A 21,891-nucleotide genomic window follows, 5' to 3' on the forward strand; every position below is an offset into this window, starting at 1 on the left:
CTGCTGTAATACCTAATCCCCAATCCCTTTGACACACTCAATACCAATTATGGGCACATAGTCAATAAAATTCTGCCAAAACTCTTCACCAAATTCCTCTAACCCTTGAGGAGAAACTATTGGTTTTTGCCAGCGAACCTCTTGGAAACCAACACTTTGGAACGCCCATTCATGAGTTTCTGTACTGAGGTAATAGTTATCAAAGCTGAATTTTTGCTCATTAGCAGAAATTGTATATGTTATCGGCGTGCCTTCTATTAATGGTGAGTTTATGCTTTTGATAAATCCATATTTTTTGGTTGCGAGATAGGACGCAGGAGGTTGAGAGCTATTATTATTGATGGTGACAAAACGACCACCTGGTTTCAGGTTGATAAATATGCTCTGACACATTTTGAGTAGTTGTTCTCTCGTTTGAGCATAATTTAGGAGAAAGGATGCCACCACCAGATCAAAGCTACCAATTTTACCGAGTTCGAGTACATCACCAAGGATATATTCAATATCTTGGGGTTCTCTGGCTTCTTCTTCTCTTGCCAGTGCAATCATTTTTTCAGAAATTTCTACCCCTATCACCTTTGCTGCACCTTGGAGTTTGAATTGTCTGGTGTAAAATCCTTCTCCGCAAGCCAAATCGAGGAGTGATTTGCCAACCAAATCGCCAAGCAAATTAAAGTATGTATATGCCTCAATATGCAGACGAAAGGGCAATTGTTTGGATTTTTTATATTGCTCGGCTATGGAGTCATAGTAGGCTGTCATTGCTATTTACTCGATACAAAAAATACCTAGATCAATTAGCTTTTTGTCTTGGTTTGTGTGTCCAAGGAAGCAAATAATAATTCCCTGTTTTCAGGTTACTATGGGCAGAGTAAATTTACGACGATCGCCAACCCAATGCTTCACTGATTTGTGCTGCTAGTTTCAGAGGACGAAAAGGCTTGGCAAAGACAGCAGTTACATCTAAGCCTGTAAAGCTATCTCGATCCGCATCCTGGACTTTAGCAGTTAGTAAAATTACGGGAATTGACTGAGTGACGGGGTTAGCCTTGAGTTGTTGCAGGGTGGCACGCCCATCCATATCAGGCATCATCATATCTAGTAGAATAACATCAAGTTTAAAGTTGGCAGCTACATTCAACGCTTCCCGACCAGAACAAGCAGTCAACACGTTCCAACCAGCACCCATTTCTAATCCCAGTTTGGCGATCGCCTGCACATCTTCTTCATCATCAACAATCAAGATACTTCTATTCATAGTGTCACTTTCACATCATAGGTGATGCTGGTTGGCTTGATCGGTCTGCAATTATTCTAAAATGCGATCGGGGAAAAGTCGGGGAAATTAGCTAGATAAAAGCTGCTATGTAGAGCTAGTTAAAGGTAACAACACATAAAATGTGCTACCTTCACCTAAAATGCTCTGAACCCAGATTTTACCGTTATGTTGTTGCACAATATTCCGACAAATGGCAAGTCCTAAACCTGTTCCTCCTTTGTTACGGGAATCAGATGCATCTACTTGCTGAAAACGCTCGAAGATAATTTGTAATTTATCTTCAGGAATTCCTCGTCCTTCATCTTGGATTGTAATTAAAACATAGTTGGGTGAGGAAGTCAGGGAATGCTGATTTTCTTGGGACTCAACGGTTTTATATTCTGAGAGGATAGCACCAATCCACACGCGATCGCCTGGTTCAGAAAATTTGATAGCATTACTGAGTAAATTTGTCAATGTTTGTAGCAGGCGATCGGCATCTGCCCAAAGTTCAATTGTCAAAGGATTAAGAATTAGTTGGACTTGTAATTTATCTGCCATTGCTTGCATTGCTTCCGTTGCCGTAATTAGCAAGTCGGCGACATTGCACTTGGCTTGTCGCATGAAGATTTTGCCCGATTTCATCCGCTCTAAATCGAGAATATCGTTCACTAAACGTATCAGGCGTTCAGTATTAGTTGTCGCAATGCTCAGGACTTTTTGTCCTTGTTGGGTGAGAGTTCCTAGTTGTCCTGAACCCAACAAATCTAATGCTCCCATTGTGGAAGTTAAAGGTGTACGCAATTCATGACTGACTAAAGAGATAAACTCGTTTTCTAGGCGTTTGCGTTCGGTGATGTCATTGACAATTAATAAAGCACACGGTACTCCGGCTAGGTCAATTAATTCGATAGATATTAGTATAATTTTGACTTCACCAGACTTAGTAGAAAATTCCAATTCTTGATTGTAAAGCGAGCCAGTTTTGGGCAGAAGTTGAATTTTCTGGGCGAATGCTACTGTATTTTTACCCAAATCAAGTTCAGTGGCAGTGTGTCCAATAACTTCCTCTAAAGAATAGCCACTGATCCTTAAGAAACTGGGATTGACATCAAGAAAACGAGCTTCGGAAACTGTGGCGATCGCAATTGGGTTGGGGCTAGAGCGAAAAACCTTAGTAAACTTCTCTTCTGCTTTAGTGCGATTGTCAATTTCCTGCTGCAACTGCTGATTTTGGGCTTGGAGTTGTTGTTGCAATTGCCGAATCGTCAAGTGATTTTCAATGCGTGCTAAAACCTCTTCTAGTTGAAAAGGCTTAGTGATATAGTCTACCCCGCCAACTGCAAAAGCTTTTATTTTATCTAGCACATCACCCAAAGCGCTGATAAAAATTACCGGGATTTCACGAGTGCGATCGTTTGCCTTCAAATTTTGACAGACTTCATAGCCATTCATCTCAGGCATATTCACATCCAACAAAATCAAGTCAGGAGGAACTGCATTTGCTCCTCGTAATCCCGTAGAACCTTTAGTTACACTCCTAACTTTATACCCCTGTTCCGTCAGCATGGCAGATAGGAGGTTCAGGTTTTCTGGTGTGTCATCAATTACCAAAATGTCAGCTTTGGGGAATTTGAGTGACTCGTTAAGCATCACAATATCGACTTTAGCCAGAATAGGTTACTCATTATTCCTAGAAATTTTCACGTTAGTTCAGTTTCTTAATAATCAGTTACAAAAAAAATACCAATTACCCGATTATTTCCCCTACTTCTCCCCGATTGATCACTAATCTAATAAACATTAAATCAAGTTTGTAGCTCACCTTTACTAAATTACACAACTAAGGAGTAACTTATATGCAAACTTCAACCATACGTAAACCAATTATTCTAACACCAGGAGAAGGTCATCAATTTTCAATACTTGGTGGACATTTTACAACCAAAGCAACCGGTGAAGAAACAAATGGAGCTTGGACAGTTTATGAAATTACAGATACACAAGAAAATGGCCCACCGCTGCATACTCACCCCTGGGAAGAAGCATTTTATATTCTTGAAGGGGAAATAGACATCCAAGTTGGTACAGAAACAATTTTGGCATCACCAGGCTCTTTCGTTAATATTCCTCACAACGCACCACACGCCTTCAAAGTTCGTTCTGCTACTACTAAATTCCTAGTTTTAATTGCACCCAAGGGAGCGAAAAACTTTTATGAAGAAATGGGTGAAGTAGCTGATAGCTCCTCGTTCAATATGGAGAAAGTACAGCCTGTTTTAGTCAAGCATGGATTGCAGTTTATTGCATAATAAACCGACCAATAAAAAATACTCAACTACTTCTTGTGGGGTGGGCATCTTGCCCGCCCATACCCCAAAGCTGGCAAGACACCCACCCCACAAAATTGAATAATTTATTTGTTGGAAATCCATAAATTCTTTATTCTGAATTCTGACTCCTGACTCCTGAATTCTTCCTGATAAATCTACTTCTAAAAAAGTCATATGTACTCAATAACAAAGAAGCAACTCAATTCCATGCCAAAAGCCACTCGCCTGTTCGCTGCTAGTGCCCTCAGCTTGAGCCTCAGTGCCAGCCTTGTTTTTTACCCCAGCGCCAGTCAGGCGGGTAAAAATGATGCTGGAGTGCCTACCGAACTGCAAGGTGAGTGGCGCTACGGTCGAATCTCATCCATCCAATACCAAGACAGCTACACAGGGCAGCCAGCAGCCCCGAACGGTTCTAGCGATCAATTTCAACTCGCCTCTAACGGTAGCTACCAGCGAAACAGGCTGATTCAAATCACCACCTACAACTGCTCGTCTAACCTGTTCATAGAGGAAAAAGGCAAAGTTAAAGTTGAGGCTGGACGCCTGACTTTCCAACCCAGCGACAGCACATCCAAAGGGCAAATCTGCAATAGCGGGCGCACCTACTCTAGCCGCAATACAGCAAAACCTGAAACCTACCAATGGTCGATTCAGACGAATGAGTACGGCCAGCAAGTTCTAGTGCTTGAAACTACTGACGGTCAAGGTAAAGCTCATTATGGGCGACCTCAGTAGGAGCGCATAGCTATGCGCCCCTACACACCCATACAAACGTTTTTAAATTTTGGATTTTTCTTCAATCCAAAATTCTTTCAGATTTGTCTCCCCTAGTTTTCCCCCATTGTTTCGTAATCTACAAAATATCGAACTGAGGTTATTCATATGATTCACCATATTTCAATTGCTGTTAAAAACCCTAACCATGTTGCCCAAGTTCTTGGGGAAATTTTAAAAGCAAAAGCTGTTCCTTTTCCTCCTAACCCAGGTAGTTATATGGTTATACCTTTCGATGAACATGGTACAGCCATTGAACTTTATCCTTTAGGTTCTCAAATAGAGCCTGGTGAAGGTGATGATGAAGCTGTATTTGTGTGTACTGCTATTAGTTCGAGATTTACAGATATTCATGCAGCTATTTCTGTACCCACCAGCCAGAAAGAGATTGAACAAATTGGTGCCCGTGAAGGCTGGCGCGTAGTGCGTTGTAACCGCGATTCTTTTTTTGATGTGATTGAGTTCTGGGTGGAAAACAGATTAATGATTGAATTTCTAACACCAGAAATGGCATCTGTGTATTTGAAATTCGCCACAGAGAAAGAAAATTTGAAATATTTTTTGGCAGAGCCGGCATTAGCAACGATTTGATAATCTAACAATCCTATTTTCTTCAGATCCCCGACTTCTTTAAGAAGTCGGGGATCTGAACACTGCGAAACTCTATTGATTAAACAGCAACAGGAGTAGGTGCAGCGAATTTAGCATATCGCTGGATGTAAAATTCTTTGGAGTTAGCGATCGCCTTTACAGATTCACGCTCCTTTAGGGCGTGCTTCCATTGTCTCAGACGGGTGAATTCAGTGGGTATGCCAAAGCCACGATACTCTTTGAGTGCAGCCCAGCGTTCAAACCAGGGGAAATAGGTCAAATCAACCAAACTGATGGATTCACCAAACCAGTAGGGACCTTCCCCAGATAGTTTTCCTAGACCTTCGTTTTCAATAAACTCCAAGTGTTTGTATAGTTCCTGCTTCGCTTCTTCTTGTTTTTGAATATCTGAACTTCGCAGAAGGTTAGAAAAAGCAGAAACAAACCTGGTATTAGCAAAATCGATCCAGATGCGAGCCTGCGCCCTAGCAATAGGATCGCTGGGTAACAGAGGTGGATTAGGAAATACCTCATTTAGATACTCGTTAATGATTGCTGATTCCCAAACTCGCTCATTATTATGAGTGATTGCCGGGACTTTACCATAAGGAGAAACCTTCCTAAAGCCCTCCGGTGGATTCTGCAAATCAATCTCAATCAAATCGAAGTCAATGCCTTTCTCTTGAAGTACCAAGCGGGTACGATGAGCATAAGGACAAACAACTGCACTGTATAGTTTGATTTCAGACATTTTTAATTCCTTGGTAAATAGGACTTGTTGAACAGTATTGAGAATTGAATTTTTATTCAAGATCCCAAATCTTAAAGAGGGACTGGGGATTGGGGACTGGGGACTGGGGGCTTAGGGCGTGTTTTCAAACTACTTGTTTAGCCTCCTAACTTTTTAGATCCCCCTAAATCCACGCCAGTTGCTCATGGGGGAAACCCCCAGACGCTCGCGGACTCGCTAACGCTGCGCTATCGCCCTTGGCGTCTCCCCTTGGGAGAAGACCGCACTGGCTCCCCTTAAAAAGGGGGACTTTAAGAGACTCTCAGCCCCCCAATTTATCGGGGGGTTGGGGGGATCTAAGACTTTGAAAACACGCCCTAGTGACTGGGGACTGGGAAAGAGGTTTCCTAACCTAATACCCAATACCTAATACCCAATACCCAGTCCCTAGTCCCCAGTCCCCAATCACCAGTCCCCAATACCCTCAAAGCCAGGGTATTTCTTCCGGTGCATAACGGAAGGCGCGGAAAACTGAATTTTGTTCCCCACGACTGACCGGCGATTTCTCACCTGGAATATTCCGAGCTGCAAAGTGGGGGTTGATGTATTCCCAAACAATTTCTCCTGTAGTTGTCACCTCGAATATCCGACCGTAGGCACCTTCTGTAATTAAGGTATTGCCATTTGCTAAACGTTGCGCTCCTGATATGTAGGAACTAAAGAAATTTTGGGGCGGGCTATCGGTGTATTCCCAAACTATCTCTTTTGTTTGACGGTTGACTTCAATCACACGGGAGAAATTCAGAGCAGTGTGACGGCGATGTGCGCCATTATCGAAAATCAGGATATTACCGTTAGCTAATTCGTTGGGGAAATGCTGCTGTGCTAGTACGTCATCTCCTAGCGTCCAGATGATTTCTCCGGTTTGGCGATCGATAATCACCACTGTGGATATATTACGAAAGCTGACAATAATGTTGCCGTCGGCGAGTTCACCTACAGTATTTCCATGAGTCCATTCGTGTCGATGATCCTGGGGAGTAATCGTAAATATATCGGGATCGAGATGTTCCCAGGCGTGCCAAGTCCAAACAATTTCACCTGCTGGAGTCACTTCATAAAGCACATCAGCATAGATATCACCATTCGCTTCTGTACCTGTTACGCCGCCTTTAATTCGAGGAACCAAAGACTGGGGTATTTTTTCAATGGCTAGTAGAATTGTGTTGCCATTGGCTAGTCTGCGTCCATCGTGATGGTGGTCTGGATGCTTATATTCCCAGATAATATTCCCCTTAGGATCTGCTTCTAAAACAACACCACTTTTGAATGCAGCCCACAACGCAAAACGTAGTGGTTCTTCTGGTGGAGTCTTACCGTTATAAAACAAATTGCCATTAGGTAAGAGATAACCATATAATCCTGGTGCATATGGCAGATTCCATTGGTGTACTACTTCTCCTTCCAAATTCAAGAGGTAAACTTCACCTTGACCTGTCAGGGGCGTAAAAAGTGTGTATCCCTTGAAGACTTTTTCGGGATTGTAAGCCTTTAAACCAGTACCCCGACGACGAATAGTATTTTGGTCAACCAATGTTGCTGTAAAAGTCATATTCTACCTGGTAAATATCTAGTACTCTGTCAAGCTAAAAATGATTGGTGAAGGTGGGGAGTAGGGAGTGGGGAGTAGGGAGTCAGGAAAGAATTTTTATAGAGTTGTTACAACTTATCTCCCTCATCCCCCTCATCCCCCTCATCTCCCCACTCCCCACTCCCCACTCCTACGGCGCTGGGTTCGGTGACTGAGCATGAACTTTATCCAACTCTTCCAAAATGTCTTTATCAAGAACTACATCCACGCTTTCCAGATTTTCCTTGAGTTGTTCGAGTGTTGTAGCACCAATAATTGTGCTAGGCACAAACCAACGACTCCGCACGAATGCTAAAGCTAGATGTGCTGGACTGAGTTGATAACGCTTGGCAATTTCCACATAAGCTTTTACTGCTTCGCTGACTTTTGGTTTTAGATACCGCTGACCAAAATTTTCAAACAAACTGACTCTTGCTTTCTCTGGTTTACCATTTAAGTATTTGCCAGTTAAGAAACCAAACGCCAAAGGACTATAAGCTAGTAACCCAATTTCTTCGTAATAAACTGCTTCTGCTAAGTGTCCGTCAAATACTCGATTGAGCAAGTTATAGGCATTTTGAATCGAAACAACTTTGGGCAATCCTAACTGTTTAGCAATGTTACTAAACTGAGTGACTCCCCAAGGAGTTTCATTACTCAAACCGATATAGCGAATTTTACCTGCTTTAATGACATCGGCAAAAACTTCTAGCTGTTCTGCTATGGGTACCGTTTCTCCTATTTGAGTGGGATCGAAGACTGTTTGTCCAAACCGTGGCACGTAGCGATCGGGCCAGTGAATTTGGTACAGATCTATATAATCTGTTTGTAATCTGTTGAGACTATCATCTACAGCTTGTTTAATATTATCACGGTCAATTGCTTTGGCTCCACTACGTACCCATTTAAAGCCTCTACCAGGGCCGGCGATTTTAGTAGCGATAATAACTTTATCTCTTTGTTGATGCTTTAACCATTCGCCGATATAAGTTTCAGTTAATCCATAAGTTTCGGCACTTGTAGGTACTGGATACATCTCAGCCGCATCAATAAAATTGACTCCTTGGGCAATAGAATAATCTAGCTGATCGTGGGCTTCTTCGATGGTATTTTGCTGTCCATAGGTCATTGTGCCCAGACAAATTTCAGAAACTTTTAAATCACTGTTGCCAAGTTGGTTATATTTCATATTCTTCAGTTAAAGAAAACGGCAATTTTTGATAATTTCTCACAAAAAAATTATTCCATAACTATCCCATTTTTCATATAAATTTGGCGGATTAATTTTTCAATTGCTGACAGATTTTTATAAAAAATAATCGAACCCATGATACAACATAATGCTCCGAACATTAAAGCAAATCTTGCACTGATTATACTCGCTAATCCACCTATAAATAAATTACCAAAGGGTATTATTCCCATTACAGACATATTATAGAGGCTCATAATTCGACCTCTTTTTTCATCGTCTGATATTGTTTGTAAAACAGCGTTGCTTGATGAGTATTCTAAGATATAGCCACAACCAATTACTGTAATACTCATTAAAGAAAACAAAAAATTATTTGAGAGTGAAAAAGTAATTAGTGCTATGCCAAATATAACAGGTGCGATCGCAATAATTTTCTCAAGCCCTATTGCACTTCTTTGGGAACTCAAATAAATACCACCACATAAGGCTCCAAGTCCTGATGCTCCCGTTAAAAAACCCAAAGTGCTAGAATCTCCATGCAGAATTTCCACGGCAAAAACAGGCATAATTCTGAGATATGGCATTCCCATAAAACTGAATAATGCTATCAATAGCAAAATTGAGCGAATAGGCAAAAATTCGTATGCATAAATAAAGCCTTCTTTTAAATCTTCCCAGATATTATTTTGATGATTTGTTTGTCCAATTAGTGGCTTGTCAAGCTGAATTGCCAATAAAGCAAAAATTACAGCAATATAACTAATACCATCAATTAAAAAACAGTGACCAGGAGAAAGATGAGCAATTATTATACCTGCGATCGCTGGGGCTATGATCCGTGAACCACTAAGTAAAGAAGAATGGAGAGCCGTTGCGTTGGTAATATCTTCTTTTTTTTTAATTATGTCTATGATGAAGGCATAGCGAGTAGGTGTCTCAATACTAGCAATCAAACCTTGTAATATACTTGAACTGATAATATGCCATATACTAATTACCCCTGTTAAGGCAAGCATTGCTAAAATTAGCGAAACAATCATCATTATAAATTGGGCGACAATTAAAATAGTACGTCGATTAAACTTCTCTATCCAAACACCCGCTAAAGGACTAATTATCAAATGAGGAAATTGGCTGATAAAGCCAAGTAATCCTAACAAAGTTACTGAATTTGTTAGAGAATAAACTAACCACGCGATGGTAGTTTCTGTCATAAAACTACCAATCATAGATAACATTTGCCCGCTAAAAAACAGACGGAAATTTCTAGACTCGAAAGACTGTAAAGTTTGCATTACACTCATTTTGAGTAGATGTTCATCATGTAGTTTTTGTCATATAAATGCTTTTGTCTCAAAACAACACTAGTCTGCTAATAAGCCAATATAAAACTCTTAGGAAAATCTTTCTCTGTTAAACTACGGCAAATCGCTGTGCAGTAAGTATTAAAGCAGTACAGATGTTGATTATTCCATAGATTAATCAGATAAGTCAGCTAAGTTGGTGGAATAAAAAATCCCAAAATGTAACACAAAATACTTGCTTTTATGAAATTTTTGTGGGATGGACTTTTTGAACCTCAGTGCATACTACGGCAAATCAATCTATTTACAGTAGTATATCAGAAAGTCTTAAGATTCTTCTAGAATTAAGTCTTAATAAATATTCATAAAATGAACAGCGAGAGAAATTCTCTTGTTGTTAGAAAATTGCTATGCAGTCACTACTTTGGGTTGAGGTTTAGCGAATAACTGGCCTAAGTGATGCAGCAAAGGGGCTTGTCGCTAGACATCTAGTCTCAACTTCAGTAGGTACAGCTTACATTTGAAACATTTGTACTTGGCACCACTAACCTGATAACTGCGTCAACTATCTTGCAGCTAAATTACTGCATCAGTTTTCCTGGTGTAGCAATTTAACGTTTGCATGGAATGAAATATAACTAATTAACCAGAAGTAATGACAACTCAGTTTTGGGAAAAAAGCAGAGAAATTAATGCGGCTCTAACTAACTTACTATTTACAGCAGTTTTCATGTATTTGAACCACATCTGTTGTAGGGGCACAGCATTGCTGTGCCCCTACCGCGTGGTCTATTTACCTAAAAATAGCTGTAAACCTGTCCAGAAACGCGTACTCATAGGTTTGGGCAAGCTGAGTCAACAGCGAGGTTGGTGGCTTTTAAGAAAGCGTCTGCTGCCATTATTATGTTTGATATCATTCTTTGTGGTATTGCAACTCAACAACTTTGCCCCTGTTGTTGCCCAAATACCTCGTCAGGAAATTCGAGGGGTGTGGCTAAGTGGTAACGATTTTAGCGTTTTTAGAAATCGTTCACAGGTGCAAGCTGCCATGACCCAACTGCGGCAGTTAAATTTTAATACTGTTTATCCCGTAGTCTGGAATGATGGTTATACACAATACCCCAGCGCCATAATGCAAAAAATGGGTATTCCCTTTTTCTTCAAAGGAACAGAGGGACAAGATGTAATTGCAGACATTATTACTCAAGCCCGCAGCCAAGGGTTACTAGCTATACCCTGGTTTGAATTTGGTTTCATGGTTCCCCTAACTTCGGAACTGGCATCACAGCATCCAGATTGGCTAACACAAAAGCAGGATGGGACTCAAACTTCAATTACTGCTGCGGGTGAAGTAGGGTGGTTGAATCCCTTTCACCCCGAAGTGCAAAAGTTTATCCGCGAACTCGTAATGGAAGTGATCGCGCAATATAATGCTGATGGCGTTCAATTTGACGACCATACGAGTTTACCTGTAGATTTTGGTTACGATAAGTACACGATTAGTCTATATACTCAAGAAACTGGGAATCCTCCTCCAGCCAATCCCCAAGCCCAAGCATGGATAAAATGGCGGGCAGATAAAATTACTGCATTCATGGTAGACCTCCACCAAACTGTGAAAGCCAGAAAACCGAATGCTATCTTCTCAGTTGCTCCCAATTACTATGATTTTGCTTACAAGCTGCAACTGCAAGACTGGCTCAACTGGGTACGGTTGGGTATTGTCGATGAATTGGTTATGCAGGTGTACCGTAATGATTTAGAAAGTTTTATCGGTCAAATTACCCGCCCAGAAATTTTAGAAACTCAACAAGTCATCCCGACTGGTATCGGTATTATGGCGGGGTTACGAAATCGCCCAGTTTCCATCCCACAAATCCAATCCCAGGTACAAGCAGCGCAACAACGCGGTTTAGGTATCGGCTTTTTCTACTACGAAAGTCTTTGGGATATCGCGCCTGAACCAGCAGCACAACGTCAGTCGGCATTCGCGGCTCTTTTTCCCAATTGGGCGTTGCGCGACATCTCTCAAAATACACCCCGCCAGCCAACTTTTAACACCATATCCTTACCTTTATATCCCAAACCTTCCGTCGGTCAACGTGTTCGCGGCTATTTTCTGGAAGTGGCGATCGCAAATGGTCAGCCAAGACGTATCTTATTAGATACAGGCTCAACAGGGCTAAGGGTTCCCAAGGAATTTTTAGGTAATGCTCCCATCGAAAGAACCGGTCAAAATATCAAGGAAGTCTTAAGTGATGGTACTATCCTGGAGGGAGAATTAGTTTATACTAATGTCCGGTTTGGTTTGATTCCCACCACAGAACCTGTTCCCGTACAGGTTGTTACTAGTCGCCAATGTACTGCCCAAAAACCTAATTGTTCCGCAAAGAGTGGTGTGCCATTTTCTGGTATTGTCGGTGTCAACTATTTTGAAAAGTCACTTCTCTATAACCCCTTGAGAAAATTACCAGGCAATCTGAGTAACGGATTTATTGTGATGGGAAATGGTGGTAGTGCCAACAATGGCAGCCTAATTCTCGGTTTAACTCCCCAGAATCAAGCAGGTTTCAAAATGGCTTCTTGGAGTCAACAACCTGAAATAAATGGTGTACCTGGTAAAAGATGGGACTCTCGACTGAGCAAAGTTTGTTTAACACTTGCTGGGAGTTCTGCGAAAAATGCTTGTAATGGCAGAATGATTGCTGATACTGCAACTATTAATGGTTTGACTGAATTCAAGTCAGCTTCTACAGCAGGTAAACTCAAACCAGGAGTATTAGGTTCAGCAAATACTGTGAAAGTAGCAATTAATGGCATTTTTGATTACAGTGTGAAACCAGGAACCCGTGACGGATTTAATCGCTGGAATTTGAGTATCTCGCCACAGTCAGAACTGAGTATATTTGTAAATCCTGGAATTGCATTTTTTGATAAATACGATGTACTCTTTGACCACGTTAATGGAAAACAAGGTTTTCGCAGTCGGCGGTAATATCGTGTCCGGTATCAAGTTCGCTTAATGACTTGTAATTCAAAATTCTCCCCGTCCCCGTGTCTCGTGTCTTTACGTCAGCCTTAATTACAAGTATTCATCCGAACTTGATATAACCCTCTTCTGTCACTTTCCGGGAGGGCGATCGCTAGAAGCCTTATGAGGCTATCAATACAAGCTATACTATTAGAAAAAAATCGGTCTTGTATTTGTTATTAGAAAATAATCGCGCGATCGCAGGCTATACAAAAGCTCTAGAATTGAGAAATGGCAAAAGTTTTCCGAGAGTGACAGAAGAGGGATAAATATAGGACTCATATTTGATTTTTGAACAAAACTCAGTACACCTTTATTGCTCCTTCCCAGTCCCCAGTCCCCAATCCCCAGTCCCTTACCTCTACAAGTCATTCAGAAATCAAATCGGATTGCTATATAATTACTTCTCTGTTTCTTCTTCGGTATAACGACGCGGTGTATAAACCCAAACATTACCATCGCTGCGTTTGATAATTCGGGTTTTTGTGGAACCGACGATAATAATTGTCCGCATGTCGGCGGTAGTTGGTGCTAACTCCTCAAGTGTTATCACTTTCACGATCTGTCCTGGTCTGCCGAGATTCCGCCCTAAGACTATTGGTGTATCTGGTGTTCGATGTTGCAACAAAATATTTCTCGCTTCTGCCAGTTGCCAAGTACGGTCTTTGGAAACAGGATTGTAGAAAGCAATTACGAAATCAGCTTCGGCAGCAGCGGCAATTCGTTGTGCGATCGCCGACCAAGGCTTTAAGATGTCAGAAAGGGAAATTGCACAAAAATCATGCCCAAGGGGCGCACCAATGGCTGCTGCTGCTGCCTGCATCGCTGAAATGCCTGGTGCAACATGAATGTCAATACTCTCCCATTCCGGTTTAGCATAGCGATCGCATACTTCAAAAACCGCTGTTGCCATTGCATAGATCCCAGGGTCGCCAGATGAAACCACGGCTACATATCGCCCAGATGCAGCTAAATCAAGTGCCATCTTTGCCCGTGCTTCTTCTTGGCGGTTGTCGGACTCATGTCGTTGCTTACCATCTCCGAGAGAACCGATTAAATCTAAGTAAGTTTTGTAACCTACCAAATCAGTTGCCGACTTGAGTATTTCCTTGACTTCCCCAGACATCCACTCTTGACCACCGGGACCTGTGCCAATAATCGCTAACCTTCCCCGTGGCTGACCTATGGTGTTGGCGTCAATTGGCTGTTGGGCAATGGCGATCGCAATGTGACCAGAACTAGATAAAGGAACTGTGCCTGTGGCGGCGATCGCTGCGGCTTGGGCAGGGCTATAACCTTGTAATATCAGATTTTCTAGCTGATTTGAGGTGAAAAAGCGAACAGGCACTTTCAAGGCGCTAGCTACGGCGTGGATAGCAGGATCAACAGCGGCGGTCATGGGTGCAAATATGCCGGCAACTGATGCTCTTGCGAGTGCAGCATCAGCTAGTAGTTGCTGTACTAAAGCTACTGCTTGGTCTGTATAGCCAATGATGCCATCAATGGCGATCGCTATAGTTGCAGGGTGATAGACAAGGCAGTTGGGCATAGGAGTCACCAAATGTTCTGTAACCTGAATGGTCAAATCTCCATTTGCATCTATGGGCAGTTTGCTATCACTCAACCAAGGTGCTGCGCCTTCTACCTTGACTTGCGCCCCGGCTAGCAAATCTGAGATAAATTTTTTCGCCTCCTCTGGGTTCGCTAAATGGTATCCGGGGGGAGGAGACAACAGCGCTGTGCCCAAACGTAAATCCCCTGTGGTGGTAATTGCAGGTTTGACATCAAGGACTTCAGCAATCCGGCGTGCCAAATCATTTACCCCACCGAGTCCGCCCAAGAGGGGGACAACAGCGCTACCATCTTCAGCTACAGCTAGCACTGGTGGTTCCTGTTTTTTGTCAGAGAGCATCGGAGCTAGCGTCCTAATCAAAATACCAGCCGCACAAATCCCAATTAGCGGCCTTCCCTGAGCAAATAACTCTCGCAGCGTCTCACCAAAATTCTTGAAGCTGACATCAACGCCAGACGTGCGACCCTCTAAACCGTATAATGTCGTTCCTGGTAGGACAGTGATTATTTTGCGTGCTAGTGCGACGCTATTTTGACCTAATACTACAATGGCGGGTGCAACGTTCACGATCATAAAACTTCTTTTATATAGATATCTTGCAAAAGTCGATATCCTTCAAATGAAACCACATATAAAGTGTCGCTGGTTCCCCAAAAGCACAATTAGTACCATTAATTACGAATTATTTGGTCAAGGCTTTGTTTACTGCTTGCACTAGTTCTGGTCATTTTCTTGCTTAAAGTGAGAACGCAGGGAGCAGGAGAGCAGAGAGAAAGTTGTATTAAGTCTTTCCCCTCTGCCTTTTTCCATATGCCCCATGCCCCATACCCAATGCCCAATCCCTAATTCAATTAGCTTTACGCTCTTTGAGTACTTGATCTAACAGGTTTCTTGCAGGTTGCGCTTTAGCCAACGCTGCTTGATGGTCACTATGAGCGCGAACAAGGCGAAAAAGACTGCTCACACCTGTTTTGAGTTGCTCAAGTTCTTCACCACTAACTAATTCTCCATCGAGCATCCGCCCAATCAAGGGTTTGATGTCGCCCACTTCTTGGCGGACTTTTTGGAGCTTTTCTACGGAACTCAGTAAGCTTTTTAGGGAGTTCAAGATATCATCAATATCCTGGCCACCCTCAACTGATTCAACTTCTTCTTCAATTGTTACTGTATCTTCGTCTGAAATTGTAGCCAATTCCTGTGCAGAAGTTTCACTTTTAATCCCGTTTGACCGTGCCATCAACGTTTCCTCAAGGAATTTTTCTTAGTGTATCGCTTATTCCAAGTTTCTCAAGATAATAAAGAGGGAGAACGCACAACAGACAGGTATGGTGAATACCTCATTGCTGAAAAATGTTGTTATTTTTGGGCAAAAGTCCCATTTAGCCAATCGTGAGGCTGAAGAAAGATTTCGCTCAGCCGTGCTTCGGGTGTGCCTGGTTCTGGCTCGTAGCAATATTCCCAGCGTGCTAGAGGAGGTAGAGACATCAAAATAGATTCCGCCCGTCCCTGGGTTTGTAGACCGAAAACTGTTCCCCTGTCATACACCAGATTAAACTCTGCGTAACGACCCCGACGGTACAATTGAAACTGGCGCTGGCGATCGCCATACTCCATTTGCTGCCTTCGTTCTACAATAGGCACGTAAGCAGGTAAAAATTAATCTCTAGTTAATAACTGTATAGCTATTAAGCAAACAAAAATTGAAGGTTTTCAAAACTTAATAAACTGCTTTTTTGGCTTTAGCTTGCAATGCAACAGTTCTAGGTGCTAACTTTGAGCTTTGCTAAAGAAATGTAGAAATTTTAATCACGGGTCTAGTCAAAAAACTCCAATTATCATAACTTTATAGTTATACAAAGCAATAGTTGATTAACAGCGCCATCATGGTTAATACCCTACCTCAGTCTACCCCCAAGCAGCCAAAAGCTGGAATCAAAGAGCCAAGCCAAGAAACGATACTTACTCCCCGGTTTTACACCACAGACTTTGAAACCGCGGCCAACCTGGATTTGTCTGCTCAGGAAACTGAGTTAACAGCGATGCTCGAAGAAATGCGAGCAGACTACAACCGTCACCATTTCGTTCGGGATGAGGCGTTTGAGCAGTCGTGGGAACATATTGGTGGAGAATCACGCCGCGCCTTTATTGAATATCTAGAACGTTCGTGTATTTCAGAGTTTTCTGGGTTTTTGCTGTTTAAAGAACTATCCCGAAAACTCAAAGGCCGCAGTCCTCTTTTGGCGGAAATATTTCAGTTAATGGCGCGTGATGAAGCCCGCCACGCTGGATTTCTCAACAAAGCAATGGGGGACTTCAAAGTTTCCCTCGATTTGGCCACAGTTACTAAAACCCGCACTTATACGTTTTTCCCGATTGAGTGGGTGATTTATACAGTCTACCTATCAGAAAAAATCGGTTACTGGCGTTACATTATTATCTATCGGCATTTACAAAAGCATCCAGAAAACCAGTTTTACCCCATCTTCCGCAAATTTGAAAGTTGGTGTCAGGACGAAAACCGTCACGGGGATATATTCAAAGCATTATTGCGATCGCAACCGCAACTTTGGAAAACCTGGAAAGCTAGGCTGTGGAGTCGCTTTTTCCTGTTATCAGTATTTGCCACCCACACCCTGACGGTTCACGAACGGGCTAGTTTTTACGATTCCTTGGGACTCGAAGCAACAGAATTCGATCGCCAAGTAGTTCGCAACACTAATGAAACAGCTGGTCGCGCTTTTCCTGTAATGTTGAATACCGAACATCCCAAGTTTTTCCCACGTCTACAACGCTGCTCTGGCTACAACTTGAAAATTTCAGAGATTGAGCGCAGTTCTGGGCCGAAATTGGTGAAGCTGATTCGCAAACTACCTTTGATTGCAGCAATTGTTTGGAATCTGCTGTTACTTTACCTGATCGAACCCATTGATACTGAGGCTTTGCGGGAAACAGTGCGTTAGGTATTAGGCAACAAGCCCCAGACATACAGGACACAGCAGCTCTTATACCTGCCGATTCTGCTTTAAAAATGAATCGTTCACAGTTAATGTACAAGTTAGGGGTGCTAAGTTTGGCGCCCCTACAAATTTCTGTACTTCATCTAATTGGGAACCGCTATAAACCTGAATTTTTGTTGATTGCGATCGCTCATCCTCAATCATGAACCGTACCATCGGGCATGATTGCTCCCTGGAAATCAGCCTCAGTGATAATTGCTCCTGTTAAGTCTGCTCCTAGCAAATTAGCTTTTTGCAGAATCGCACCACTAAGATCCGCATAGCTCAAGTCTGCTTTTTGCAAACTAGCTTGACTGAGATCTGTTGCCAAATCTCCCCACAGTGTTGTGTGGCTCAAATTTGCCCGACACAACTTTGCTCCATCTAAGTTGGCGTGATGCAGTGAAACCGCTCTCAAATCAGCGTAGCTCAAGTCTGCCCCAGTGAAAACCGCGTATCCCAAATCTGTGCGTTGATTGGCGCTGGGGCGGAAGTCTGCTTGAATTAGCAGACAACCAGAGAGCTTTGCACCATTTAAATTAGCACCACCTAAACTAGCTTTGATTAAGTTGGCTTCGTCTAGGCGTGTCTCAACTAGCTTTGCACCAGTCAAATCAGCTTCACGCAGAATGGCGCGATACAAGTCTGCTTCACTTAAGTCTATTCCCCAGAGAATTGCTTCACTAAGGTTTGCCTCTCGCAGACATGCTTGGTTAAAGTTGGTTTTACCCAGCCGTGTCTGGCGTAAATCGGCATTGCTAAAATCTGCACCTCTGAGGTTGGCATTGGTTAGCTCTGCTTCTTGGAGATTTACTCGCTGAAAGCCTCGTTCTCCAGCGGCATAGCGTTTGAGAATTTCATCCACGTCCATAATCATTACGACCTTTAAGTTACCTGGAGCGCGTTCTCCCTCTGGACAATGACGTTTGACAGCATTGCATTGCAACGTCTCTACTTGTTCAAAAGATTGCTGTTTTGCTCCGAAGAGTTTTTAGGGTTTCAGCCTGCTGTTGGATGCGTTCACTAATGCGATCGCACGCTAACTCACAAAGCTCAAAAATCATGGGATCGACAATCTCGTAATAGGCACTAGTGCCTTTGGGTTGACGAGATAAAATCCCTGCTTGAGTTAATACTTTCAAGTGCTTAGATAGATTTGCCTGCCCTAACCCAGTAGCCTCGGCAATTTCCATCACATTCATTGCACCTGACTTCAGACAAGTCAAAATCTGTAGCCGACTAGCTTCTGATAAAACCTTGAAGTAGTCAGCAACCGCCACGAGAACAGCTGGATCGGCCTTGAGTGGCTTAGTTTTTGGCATAGGGTGATTTAATGGTCAGCACAATAGTTATTTAATAGTTTATTAGTAATATAACTAATTGTTAACTAAATCTAATAGTAGCGTAGTTGTCTGATGAACTCTTCAATTTTTGACCCGTGGGGACTGGGGACTGGGAAAGAGATATTTTCATTCCTTCCTTGTGCTCGCGTAGCGTGCGCTTTGCGCTCACTGTGTTCATGGAGTCTCTTGCAAAAGTCCTTTTTTGGGTTCTCTTCTCTGCGCCTCTCTTGCCTCGTGCGTGAGATAAAAACTTATTTATGCAAGAAGTCTATTATTTACAGTGTTGTTTAAGAAGAGATATAGCCAGTTGAAAATTATTCGGTTGAGTTTGTACTGCATAGGCTTCTCTTTCTAAATCTTGCCTGTGGACATCGGCATAGTGCATAAAAAATGGTCGAGCATAATTGATAGGCTGAATATCTAAACCTAAAGTTTTTATTTTACCTTTACCTGCACAAACTTGCGCGGCATGAACAGCTTCATGAATCAGGGTTTGAGTACCGATTTTTAGCTCAAAAACTACTGGATTAATCCAAATTTTTTTGCTGGATTCTTGTAATAAGCCATAAGCACCTCGCTTCGGTGGTAGCTGAATTATCACCCGAAATCCAAACTTTTCTAATTGATTTTTTAAATCCGTAAATTGTTTGTCAGGAGGAGGTAATTGAGAAATTAACAATAAGGAATTCAACAGCAGAGTTTCTATCATGATAAATTGTGTATTCGATTGAAGCTTACTAATCATCTTTCAGATTATGTCTGCTCAATTAACCATGATATAGCAATCCTAAATTCTTCGTCAGATATAAGACCCCCGACTTATTTTAAAAGTCGGGGGTCTGTAACCTTCTATTCTCAAAAATCAAATAGGATTGCTATATGTAAAGCCACTATTTTTGATGGCATTTATGGAAAGAGCAAGGAACTTTAGGAAAAGGAGTCTTTGAGCGTTACATACATTACCCACGTCCCTATAGCTTTTACACCACGTTTTCTATCTTCATCCCTGAGTTATTGTTTGCCAAATACCAAACTAGCTAACTAAATCCTTCACCTTGTTCATAATACTCACTGGGTCAATCCCTTGATGTAGAAATTGTTCCCACAAACCGCCACAACCTTCTTTATGAGTGCCAAGATAAGCGTATTTGGGAGTAAACCCACGCTCTAACAACCAGCTACCAAAACGGCTGCCTAATCCAGTTCGACGGTTAAAGGACTCGACCACAAGTACAAAAGGAGCATTACCGATTTTTGCCATTATCTCTTCGTCAATAACGTTTAAAGTTGGTTTGTTGATTAAACCTATATTTAGCCCTTCTTGCTTCAGACGCTCTACGGCATCAAGGGCACGATACAGAGCATCACCAAAACTGATAATGTAGCCTTGGGTTCCTTCTCGAATTACCTCGTCTTTACCAGGAACAAATTTATAGTCGCTACCAAAAAACTCATGACCGTTGTTGTCGAGAACTAATGGTACTTTAGAACGGGTGGAAAAAATGAACCGCAGTCCAGGTTCAAAGAACACAGATTCTACACAGGCTTTCATCTGATTAGCATCAGATGGAAAGTAAAGACGTGTTTGGTAGCCATCATCTAAACCATTGTCAGCGAACATATTATTCAAACCGAAATGGCAGGTGTTATCCGCCATATCATCGATACCTGCATGAGAAAAGTGACAAAGTACATTGGAGTAGTTCAGCCGCGCCATCGTAATCTCTGAGATACACATTTCCAAAAAAGCGCTAAAGGTTGCGAAAATACCTTGTTTTCCTGACTCCATTCCAAATCCCGCGGCAGCAGAAAAATTGCCCCGTTCCATAATGCCAGAGGAGATAAAAATTTCTGGGTATGCATCGTGAATTTTCTTCAGACCACAAGAACCTTCAAGATCACTATCGATGACTCTGACCTTTTCCTTGCGTTCTGCTTCACTTATACGACCTAAGACGGCAACCACCGCATCACCGAAAACATTGCGATTAGCATCCCATTTGTTACTCGAACCAAGAAAAGTATAGGTTTGTTTCGGTTTCTGAATACTCTTGATATATTCGATAGCAGCAGTTTGTCCGCGTGATTCTAGGTATTGAATTGCTAACTCTACAGAAATCACATCGTGTCCGTGAGTAGAACCTTCTAACCCTGCAATACCAGGACACATAGGGCGTTTATTAATGATGGCAATTGGCCCAGGAGTACTCACAGCTTCGCAAATACGATGGTATAGATCGTCTAAGTCTTCCCCATCTCCTTCGAGTATCTTCAAACCATGCCCTTCTAAGGTTTTGGCGACGGTGAAACCGGGTAAATATTTTGAAGGATGTCCGGCGATCGTCACATCATTATCATCAATAATTAGTTTGACATTAAGATGTTGAGCCACAGCCAAGCGAGCGGCTTCAGCGTCATTGCCTTCCTGCTGCGAACCATCGGAACCAAGACAGAAAACAACTTTGCCTGGATTGGCGATCGCCACACCATTAACATAAGGCCACATATGCCCTAATCGTCCAGAACTAAACTTGACACCAGGAGTTAACCCCAATTCAGGATGTCCTGGTAAGTGGGAGTTTGCTTCACGATAGTGCAGGAGTTGCTCGCTTGGTAAGTCACCATGTAAAGCTGCCATCAGATATTGAGTTGCAACTCGATGTCCGGCTTCATCAAAGAAAATCGGCACAAATTGCTCCGATGCTCCCCGAAACAGGGCATCAAGTATGACCACTTCTGGTACTGTGTCATAGGGTCCCCCAGTGTGACCACCCACCCCTCTAGCAGCTCCGCTGGCTGTAAAAAAGACGATCGCATCACGGCACAGTTGAATATTTGTTTTTAGTCTTTCTCGTTGCTCTTGGGTAAGAGTTGCATTGGCTGGATTGAGAGCTAGAGGCTTGTAAGCGCCCAAATCAATGGGAAATTGAATGTTAGTACCAGTCATAAATTATTCCTTGGATTTAAACCGATTTAGACAAAACAACAGCATTGGCAAACTTCTGAAAAAGCAATATTAGAAATTCGGGCAATAGTAATCTACCCCCTTTTGATTGATAAAGCAGGCTGTGAAAAATCATTGAAAAGGCAGCTAAGATTGTTAAATCTTGCTTGCGCGGATGTGCTTGAATTT

20 protein-coding genes and 1 pseudogene are annotated in these 21,891 nt (G+C 42.3%); 5 read left to right on the top strand and 16 right to left on the bottom strand.

All coding sequences use genetic code 11. The features are described from left to right. Positions 1 to 12: 12 nt before the first annotated feature. The 3 genes from IQ276_RS29585 to IQ276_RS29595 form a co-directional block, all read right to left on the bottom strand. On the bottom strand, positions 13 to 762 hold the full coding sequence (locus IQ276_RS29585; RefSeq protein ID WP_193920767.1) for a class I SAM-dependent methyltransferase: 750 nt from the start codon (positions 760 to 762) through the stop codon (positions 13 to 15). Between the two features lie 115 nt (positions 763 to 877). Beyond that, entirely contained in the window at positions 878 to 1,258 is a 381-nt protein-coding gene (locus tag IQ276_RS29590; protein ID WP_193920769.1) for a response regulator, read from the bottom strand. A gap of 105 nt (positions 1,259 to 1,363) precedes the next feature. After that, the gene (locus IQ276_RS29595) at positions 1,364 to 2,911 is read right to left on the bottom strand and encodes a hybrid sensor histidine kinase/response regulator (RefSeq protein ID WP_193920771.1); all 1,548 of its coding nucleotides are present in this window, start codon (positions 2,909 to 2,911) and stop codon (positions 1,364 to 1,366) included. Positions 2,912 to 3,117: 206 nt separating this feature from the next. Here IQ276_RS29595 and IQ276_RS29600 point away from each other — a divergent pair, with 206 nt between their 5' ends. Further along, the gene (locus tag IQ276_RS29600) at positions 3,118 to 3,570 is read left to right on the top strand and encodes a cupin domain-containing protein (RefSeq protein WP_193920773.1); all 453 of its coding nucleotides are present in this window, start codon (positions 3,118 to 3,120) and stop codon (positions 3,568 to 3,570) included. On the opposite strand, the gene IQ276_RS29605 is transcribed toward IQ276_RS29600, so the two are convergent. Beyond that, entirely contained in the window at positions 3,538 to 3,765 is a 228-nt protein-coding gene (locus tag IQ276_RS29605) for a hypothetical protein (protein ID WP_190881794.1), read from the bottom strand. The two genes, IQ276_RS29600 and IQ276_RS29605, sit on opposite strands and share 33 nt — an antisense overlap. A 33-nt stretch (positions 3,766 to 3,798) precedes the next feature. On the opposite strand from IQ276_RS29605, the gene IQ276_RS29610 reads away from it, so the two are divergent. Continuing rightward, complete coding sequence (locus tag IQ276_RS29610; protein WP_228043333.1) at positions 3,799 to 4,326, top strand: hypothetical protein; 528 nt, start codon at positions 3,799 to 3,801, stop codon at positions 4,324 to 4,326. Between the two features lie 147 nt (positions 4,327 to 4,473). Further along, positions 4,474 to 4,956: a hypothetical protein gene (locus IQ276_RS29615; RefSeq protein WP_193925980.1), complete on the top strand. Its 483-nt coding sequence runs from the start codon at positions 4,474 to 4,476 to the stop codon at positions 4,954 to 4,956. Positions 4,957 to 5,035: 79 nt separating this feature from the next. Here IQ276_RS29615 and IQ276_RS29620 read toward each other — a convergent pair whose 3' ends face one another. The 4 genes from IQ276_RS29620 to IQ276_RS29635 form a co-directional block, all read right to left on the bottom strand. Continuing rightward, positions 5,036 to 5,707 (bottom strand): glutathione S-transferase family protein, encoded by a 672-nt coding sequence (locus IQ276_RS29620; protein WP_193925982.1) that lies wholly within the window; start codon positions 5,705 to 5,707, stop codon positions 5,036 to 5,038. Positions 5,708 to 6,170: 463 nt separating this feature from the next. Further along, positions 6,171 to 7,298 carry an aryl-sulfate sulfotransferase gene (locus tag IQ276_RS29625; RefSeq protein ID WP_193925858.1) on the bottom strand — a complete coding sequence of 376 codons (1,128 nt, stop codon included), beginning with the start codon at positions 7,296 to 7,298 and terminating at the stop codon, positions 6,171 to 6,173. A gap of 169 nt (positions 7,299 to 7,467) precedes the next feature. Continuing rightward, complete coding sequence (locus IQ276_RS29630; RefSeq protein WP_193912887.1) at positions 7,468 to 8,505, bottom strand: NADP(H)-dependent aldo-keto reductase; 1,038 nt, start codon at positions 8,503 to 8,505, stop codon at positions 7,468 to 7,470. 50 nt (positions 8,506 to 8,555) lie between these two features. After that, positions 8,556 to 9,815, bottom strand: coding sequence for an MFS transporter (locus IQ276_RS29635; protein WP_193912885.1), 1,260 nt, complete (start codon positions 9,813 to 9,815; stop codon positions 8,556 to 8,558). Between the two features lie 655 nt (positions 9,816 to 10,470). Here IQ276_RS29635 and IQ276_RS29640 point away from each other — a divergent pair. After that, positions 10,471 to 12,810: a family 10 glycosylhydrolase gene (locus IQ276_RS29640; RefSeq protein WP_228042765.1), complete on the top strand. Its 2,340-nt coding sequence runs from the start codon at positions 10,471 to 10,473 to the stop codon at positions 12,808 to 12,810. A gap of 436 nt (positions 12,811 to 13,246) precedes the next feature. On the opposite strand, the gene cobJ is transcribed toward IQ276_RS29640, so the two are convergent. The 3 genes and pseudogenes from cobJ to IQ276_RS29655 form a co-directional block, all read right to left on the bottom strand. Then, complete coding sequence (cobJ, locus tag IQ276_RS29645; RefSeq protein WP_193912883.1) at positions 13,247 to 14,992, bottom strand: precorrin-3B C(17)-methyltransferase; 1,746 nt, start codon at positions 14,990 to 14,992, stop codon at positions 13,247 to 13,249. A gap of 274 nt (positions 14,993 to 15,266) precedes the next feature. Beyond that, positions 15,267 to 15,656 carry a hypothetical protein gene (locus IQ276_RS29650; protein ID WP_190881802.1) on the bottom strand — a complete coding sequence of 130 codons (390 nt, stop codon included), beginning with the start codon at positions 15,654 to 15,656 and terminating at the stop codon, positions 15,267 to 15,269. 119 nt (positions 15,657 to 15,775) lie between these two features. Beyond that, positions 15,776 to 16,075, bottom strand: a pseudogene (locus IQ276_RS29655) (coproporphyrinogen III oxidase); the annotation flags it as partial. A gap of 227 nt (positions 16,076 to 16,302) precedes the next feature. On the opposite strand from IQ276_RS29655, the gene acsF reads away from it, so the two are divergent. Next, entirely contained in the window at positions 16,303 to 17,379 is a 1,077-nt protein-coding gene (acsF, locus tag IQ276_RS29660; RefSeq protein WP_193912880.1) for a magnesium-protoporphyrin IX monomethyl ester (oxidative) cyclase, read from the top strand. A 42-nt stretch (positions 17,380 to 17,421) separates the two neighbouring features. On the opposite strand, the gene IQ276_RS29665 is transcribed toward acsF, so the two are convergent. From IQ276_RS29665 to IQ276_RS29685, 5 genes are all read right to left on the bottom strand, one after another. Beyond that, positions 17,422 to 17,592, bottom strand: a complete 171-nt coding sequence (locus tag IQ276_RS29665) for a hypothetical protein (protein WP_193912878.1) — start codon at positions 17,590 to 17,592, stop codon at positions 17,422 to 17,424. Then, positions 17,573 to 18,286, bottom strand: coding sequence for a heterocyst differentiation pentapeptide repeat protein HetL (gene hetL / locus IQ276_RS29670; protein WP_193912894.1), 714 nt, complete (start codon positions 18,284 to 18,286; stop codon positions 17,573 to 17,575). The genes IQ276_RS29665 and hetL overlap by 20 nt, the downstream gene beginning before the upstream one ends. Before the next feature lie 88 nt (positions 18,287 to 18,374). Continuing rightward, positions 18,375 to 18,737, bottom strand: a complete 363-nt coding sequence (locus IQ276_RS29675) for an ArsR/SmtB family transcription factor (protein WP_193912876.1) — start codon at positions 18,735 to 18,737, stop codon at positions 18,375 to 18,377. A gap of 292 nt (positions 18,738 to 19,029) precedes the next feature. Further along, complete coding sequence (locus IQ276_RS29680) at positions 19,030 to 19,467, bottom strand: hypothetical protein (RefSeq protein WP_193912874.1); 438 nt, start codon at positions 19,465 to 19,467, stop codon at positions 19,030 to 19,032. A 324-nt stretch (positions 19,468 to 19,791) separates the two neighbouring features. Continuing rightward, complete coding sequence (locus IQ276_RS29685) at positions 19,792 to 21,705, bottom strand: thiamine pyrophosphate-binding protein (RefSeq protein WP_193912872.1); 1,914 nt, start codon at positions 21,703 to 21,705, stop codon at positions 19,792 to 19,794. Positions 21,706 to 21,891 lie beyond the last annotated feature (186 nt).

This window comes from Desmonostoc muscorum LEGE 12446, assembly GCF_015207005.2.
In the GTDB taxonomy this organism is placed as follows: Bacteria; Cyanobacteriota; Cyanobacteriia; order Cyanobacteriales; family Nostocaceae; genus Nostoc; species Nostoc muscorum.

Excerpts from the sequence above, each read along its gene's own strand:
- IQ276_RS29615 (WP_193925980.1), top strand. The coding sequence starts at position 4,474 with ATGATTCACCATATTTCAATTGCTGTTAAAAACCCTAACCATGTTGCC.
- IQ276_RS29685 (WP_193912872.1), bottom strand. The coding sequence starts at position 21,705 with ATGACTGGTACTAACATTCAATTTCCCATTGATTTGGGCGCTTACAAG.
- IQ276_RS29595 (WP_193920771.1), bottom strand. The coding sequence starts at position 2,911 with ATGCTTAACGAGTCACTCAAATTCCCCAAAGCTGACATTTTGGTAATT.
- hetL (WP_193912894.1), bottom strand. The coding sequence starts at position 18,286 with ATGGACGTGGATGAAATTCTCAAACGCTATGCCGCTGGAGAACGAGGC.
- IQ276_RS29680 (WP_193912874.1), bottom strand. The coding sequence starts at position 19,467 with ATGATAGAAACTCTGCTGTTGAATTCCTTATTGTTAATTTCTCAATTA.
- IQ276_RS29635 (WP_193912885.1), bottom strand. The coding sequence starts at position 9,815 with ATGAGTGTAATGCAAACTTTACAGTCTTTCGAGTCTAGAAATTTCCGT.
- IQ276_RS29675 (WP_193912876.1), bottom strand. The coding sequence starts at position 18,737 with ATGCCAAAAACTAAGCCACTCAAGGCCGATCCAGCTGTTCTCGTGGCG.
- IQ276_RS29625 (WP_193925858.1), bottom strand. The coding sequence starts at position 7,298 with ATGACTTTTACAGCAACATTGGTTGACCAAAATACTATTCGTCGTCGG.
- IQ276_RS29640 (WP_228042765.1), top strand. The coding sequence starts at position 10,471 with ATGACAACTCAGTTTTGGGAAAAAAGCAGAGAAATTAATGCGGCTCTA.
- cobJ (WP_193912883.1), bottom strand. The coding sequence starts at position 14,992 with ATGATCGTGAACGTTGCACCCGCCATTGTAGTATTAGGTCAAAATAGC.
- acsF (WP_193912880.1), top strand. The coding sequence starts at position 16,303 with ATGGTTAATACCCTACCTCAGTCTACCCCCAAGCAGCCAAAAGCTGGA.
- IQ276_RS29630 (WP_193912887.1), bottom strand. The coding sequence starts at position 8,505 with ATGAAATATAACCAACTTGGCAACAGTGATTTAAAAGTTTCTGAAATT.
- IQ276_RS29650 (WP_190881802.1), bottom strand. The coding sequence starts at position 15,656 with ATGGCACGGTCAAACGGGATTAAAAGTGAAACTTCTGCACAGGAATTG.
- IQ276_RS29605 (WP_190881794.1), bottom strand. The coding sequence starts at position 3,765 with ATGACTTTTTTAGAAGTAGATTTATCAGGAAGAATTCAGGAGTCAGGA.
- IQ276_RS29590 (WP_193920769.1), bottom strand. The coding sequence starts at position 1,258 with ATGAATAGAAGTATCTTGATTGTTGATGATGAAGAAGATGTGCAGGCG.
- IQ276_RS29600 (WP_193920773.1), top strand. The coding sequence starts at position 3,118 with ATGCAAACTTCAACCATACGTAAACCAATTATTCTAACACCAGGAGAA.
- IQ276_RS29610 (WP_228043333.1), top strand. The coding sequence starts at position 3,799 with ATGCCAAAAGCCACTCGCCTGTTCGCTGCTAGTGCCCTCAGCTTGAGC.
- IQ276_RS29665 (WP_193912878.1), bottom strand. The coding sequence starts at position 17,592 with ATGGTACGGTTCATGATTGAGGATGAGCGATCGCAATCAACAAAAATT.
- IQ276_RS29620 (WP_193925982.1), bottom strand. The coding sequence starts at position 5,707 with ATGTCTGAAATCAAACTATACAGTGCAGTTGTTTGTCCTTATGCTCAT.
- IQ276_RS29585 (WP_193920767.1), bottom strand. The coding sequence starts at position 762 with ATGACAGCCTACTATGACTCCATAGCCGAGCAATATAAAAAATCCAAA.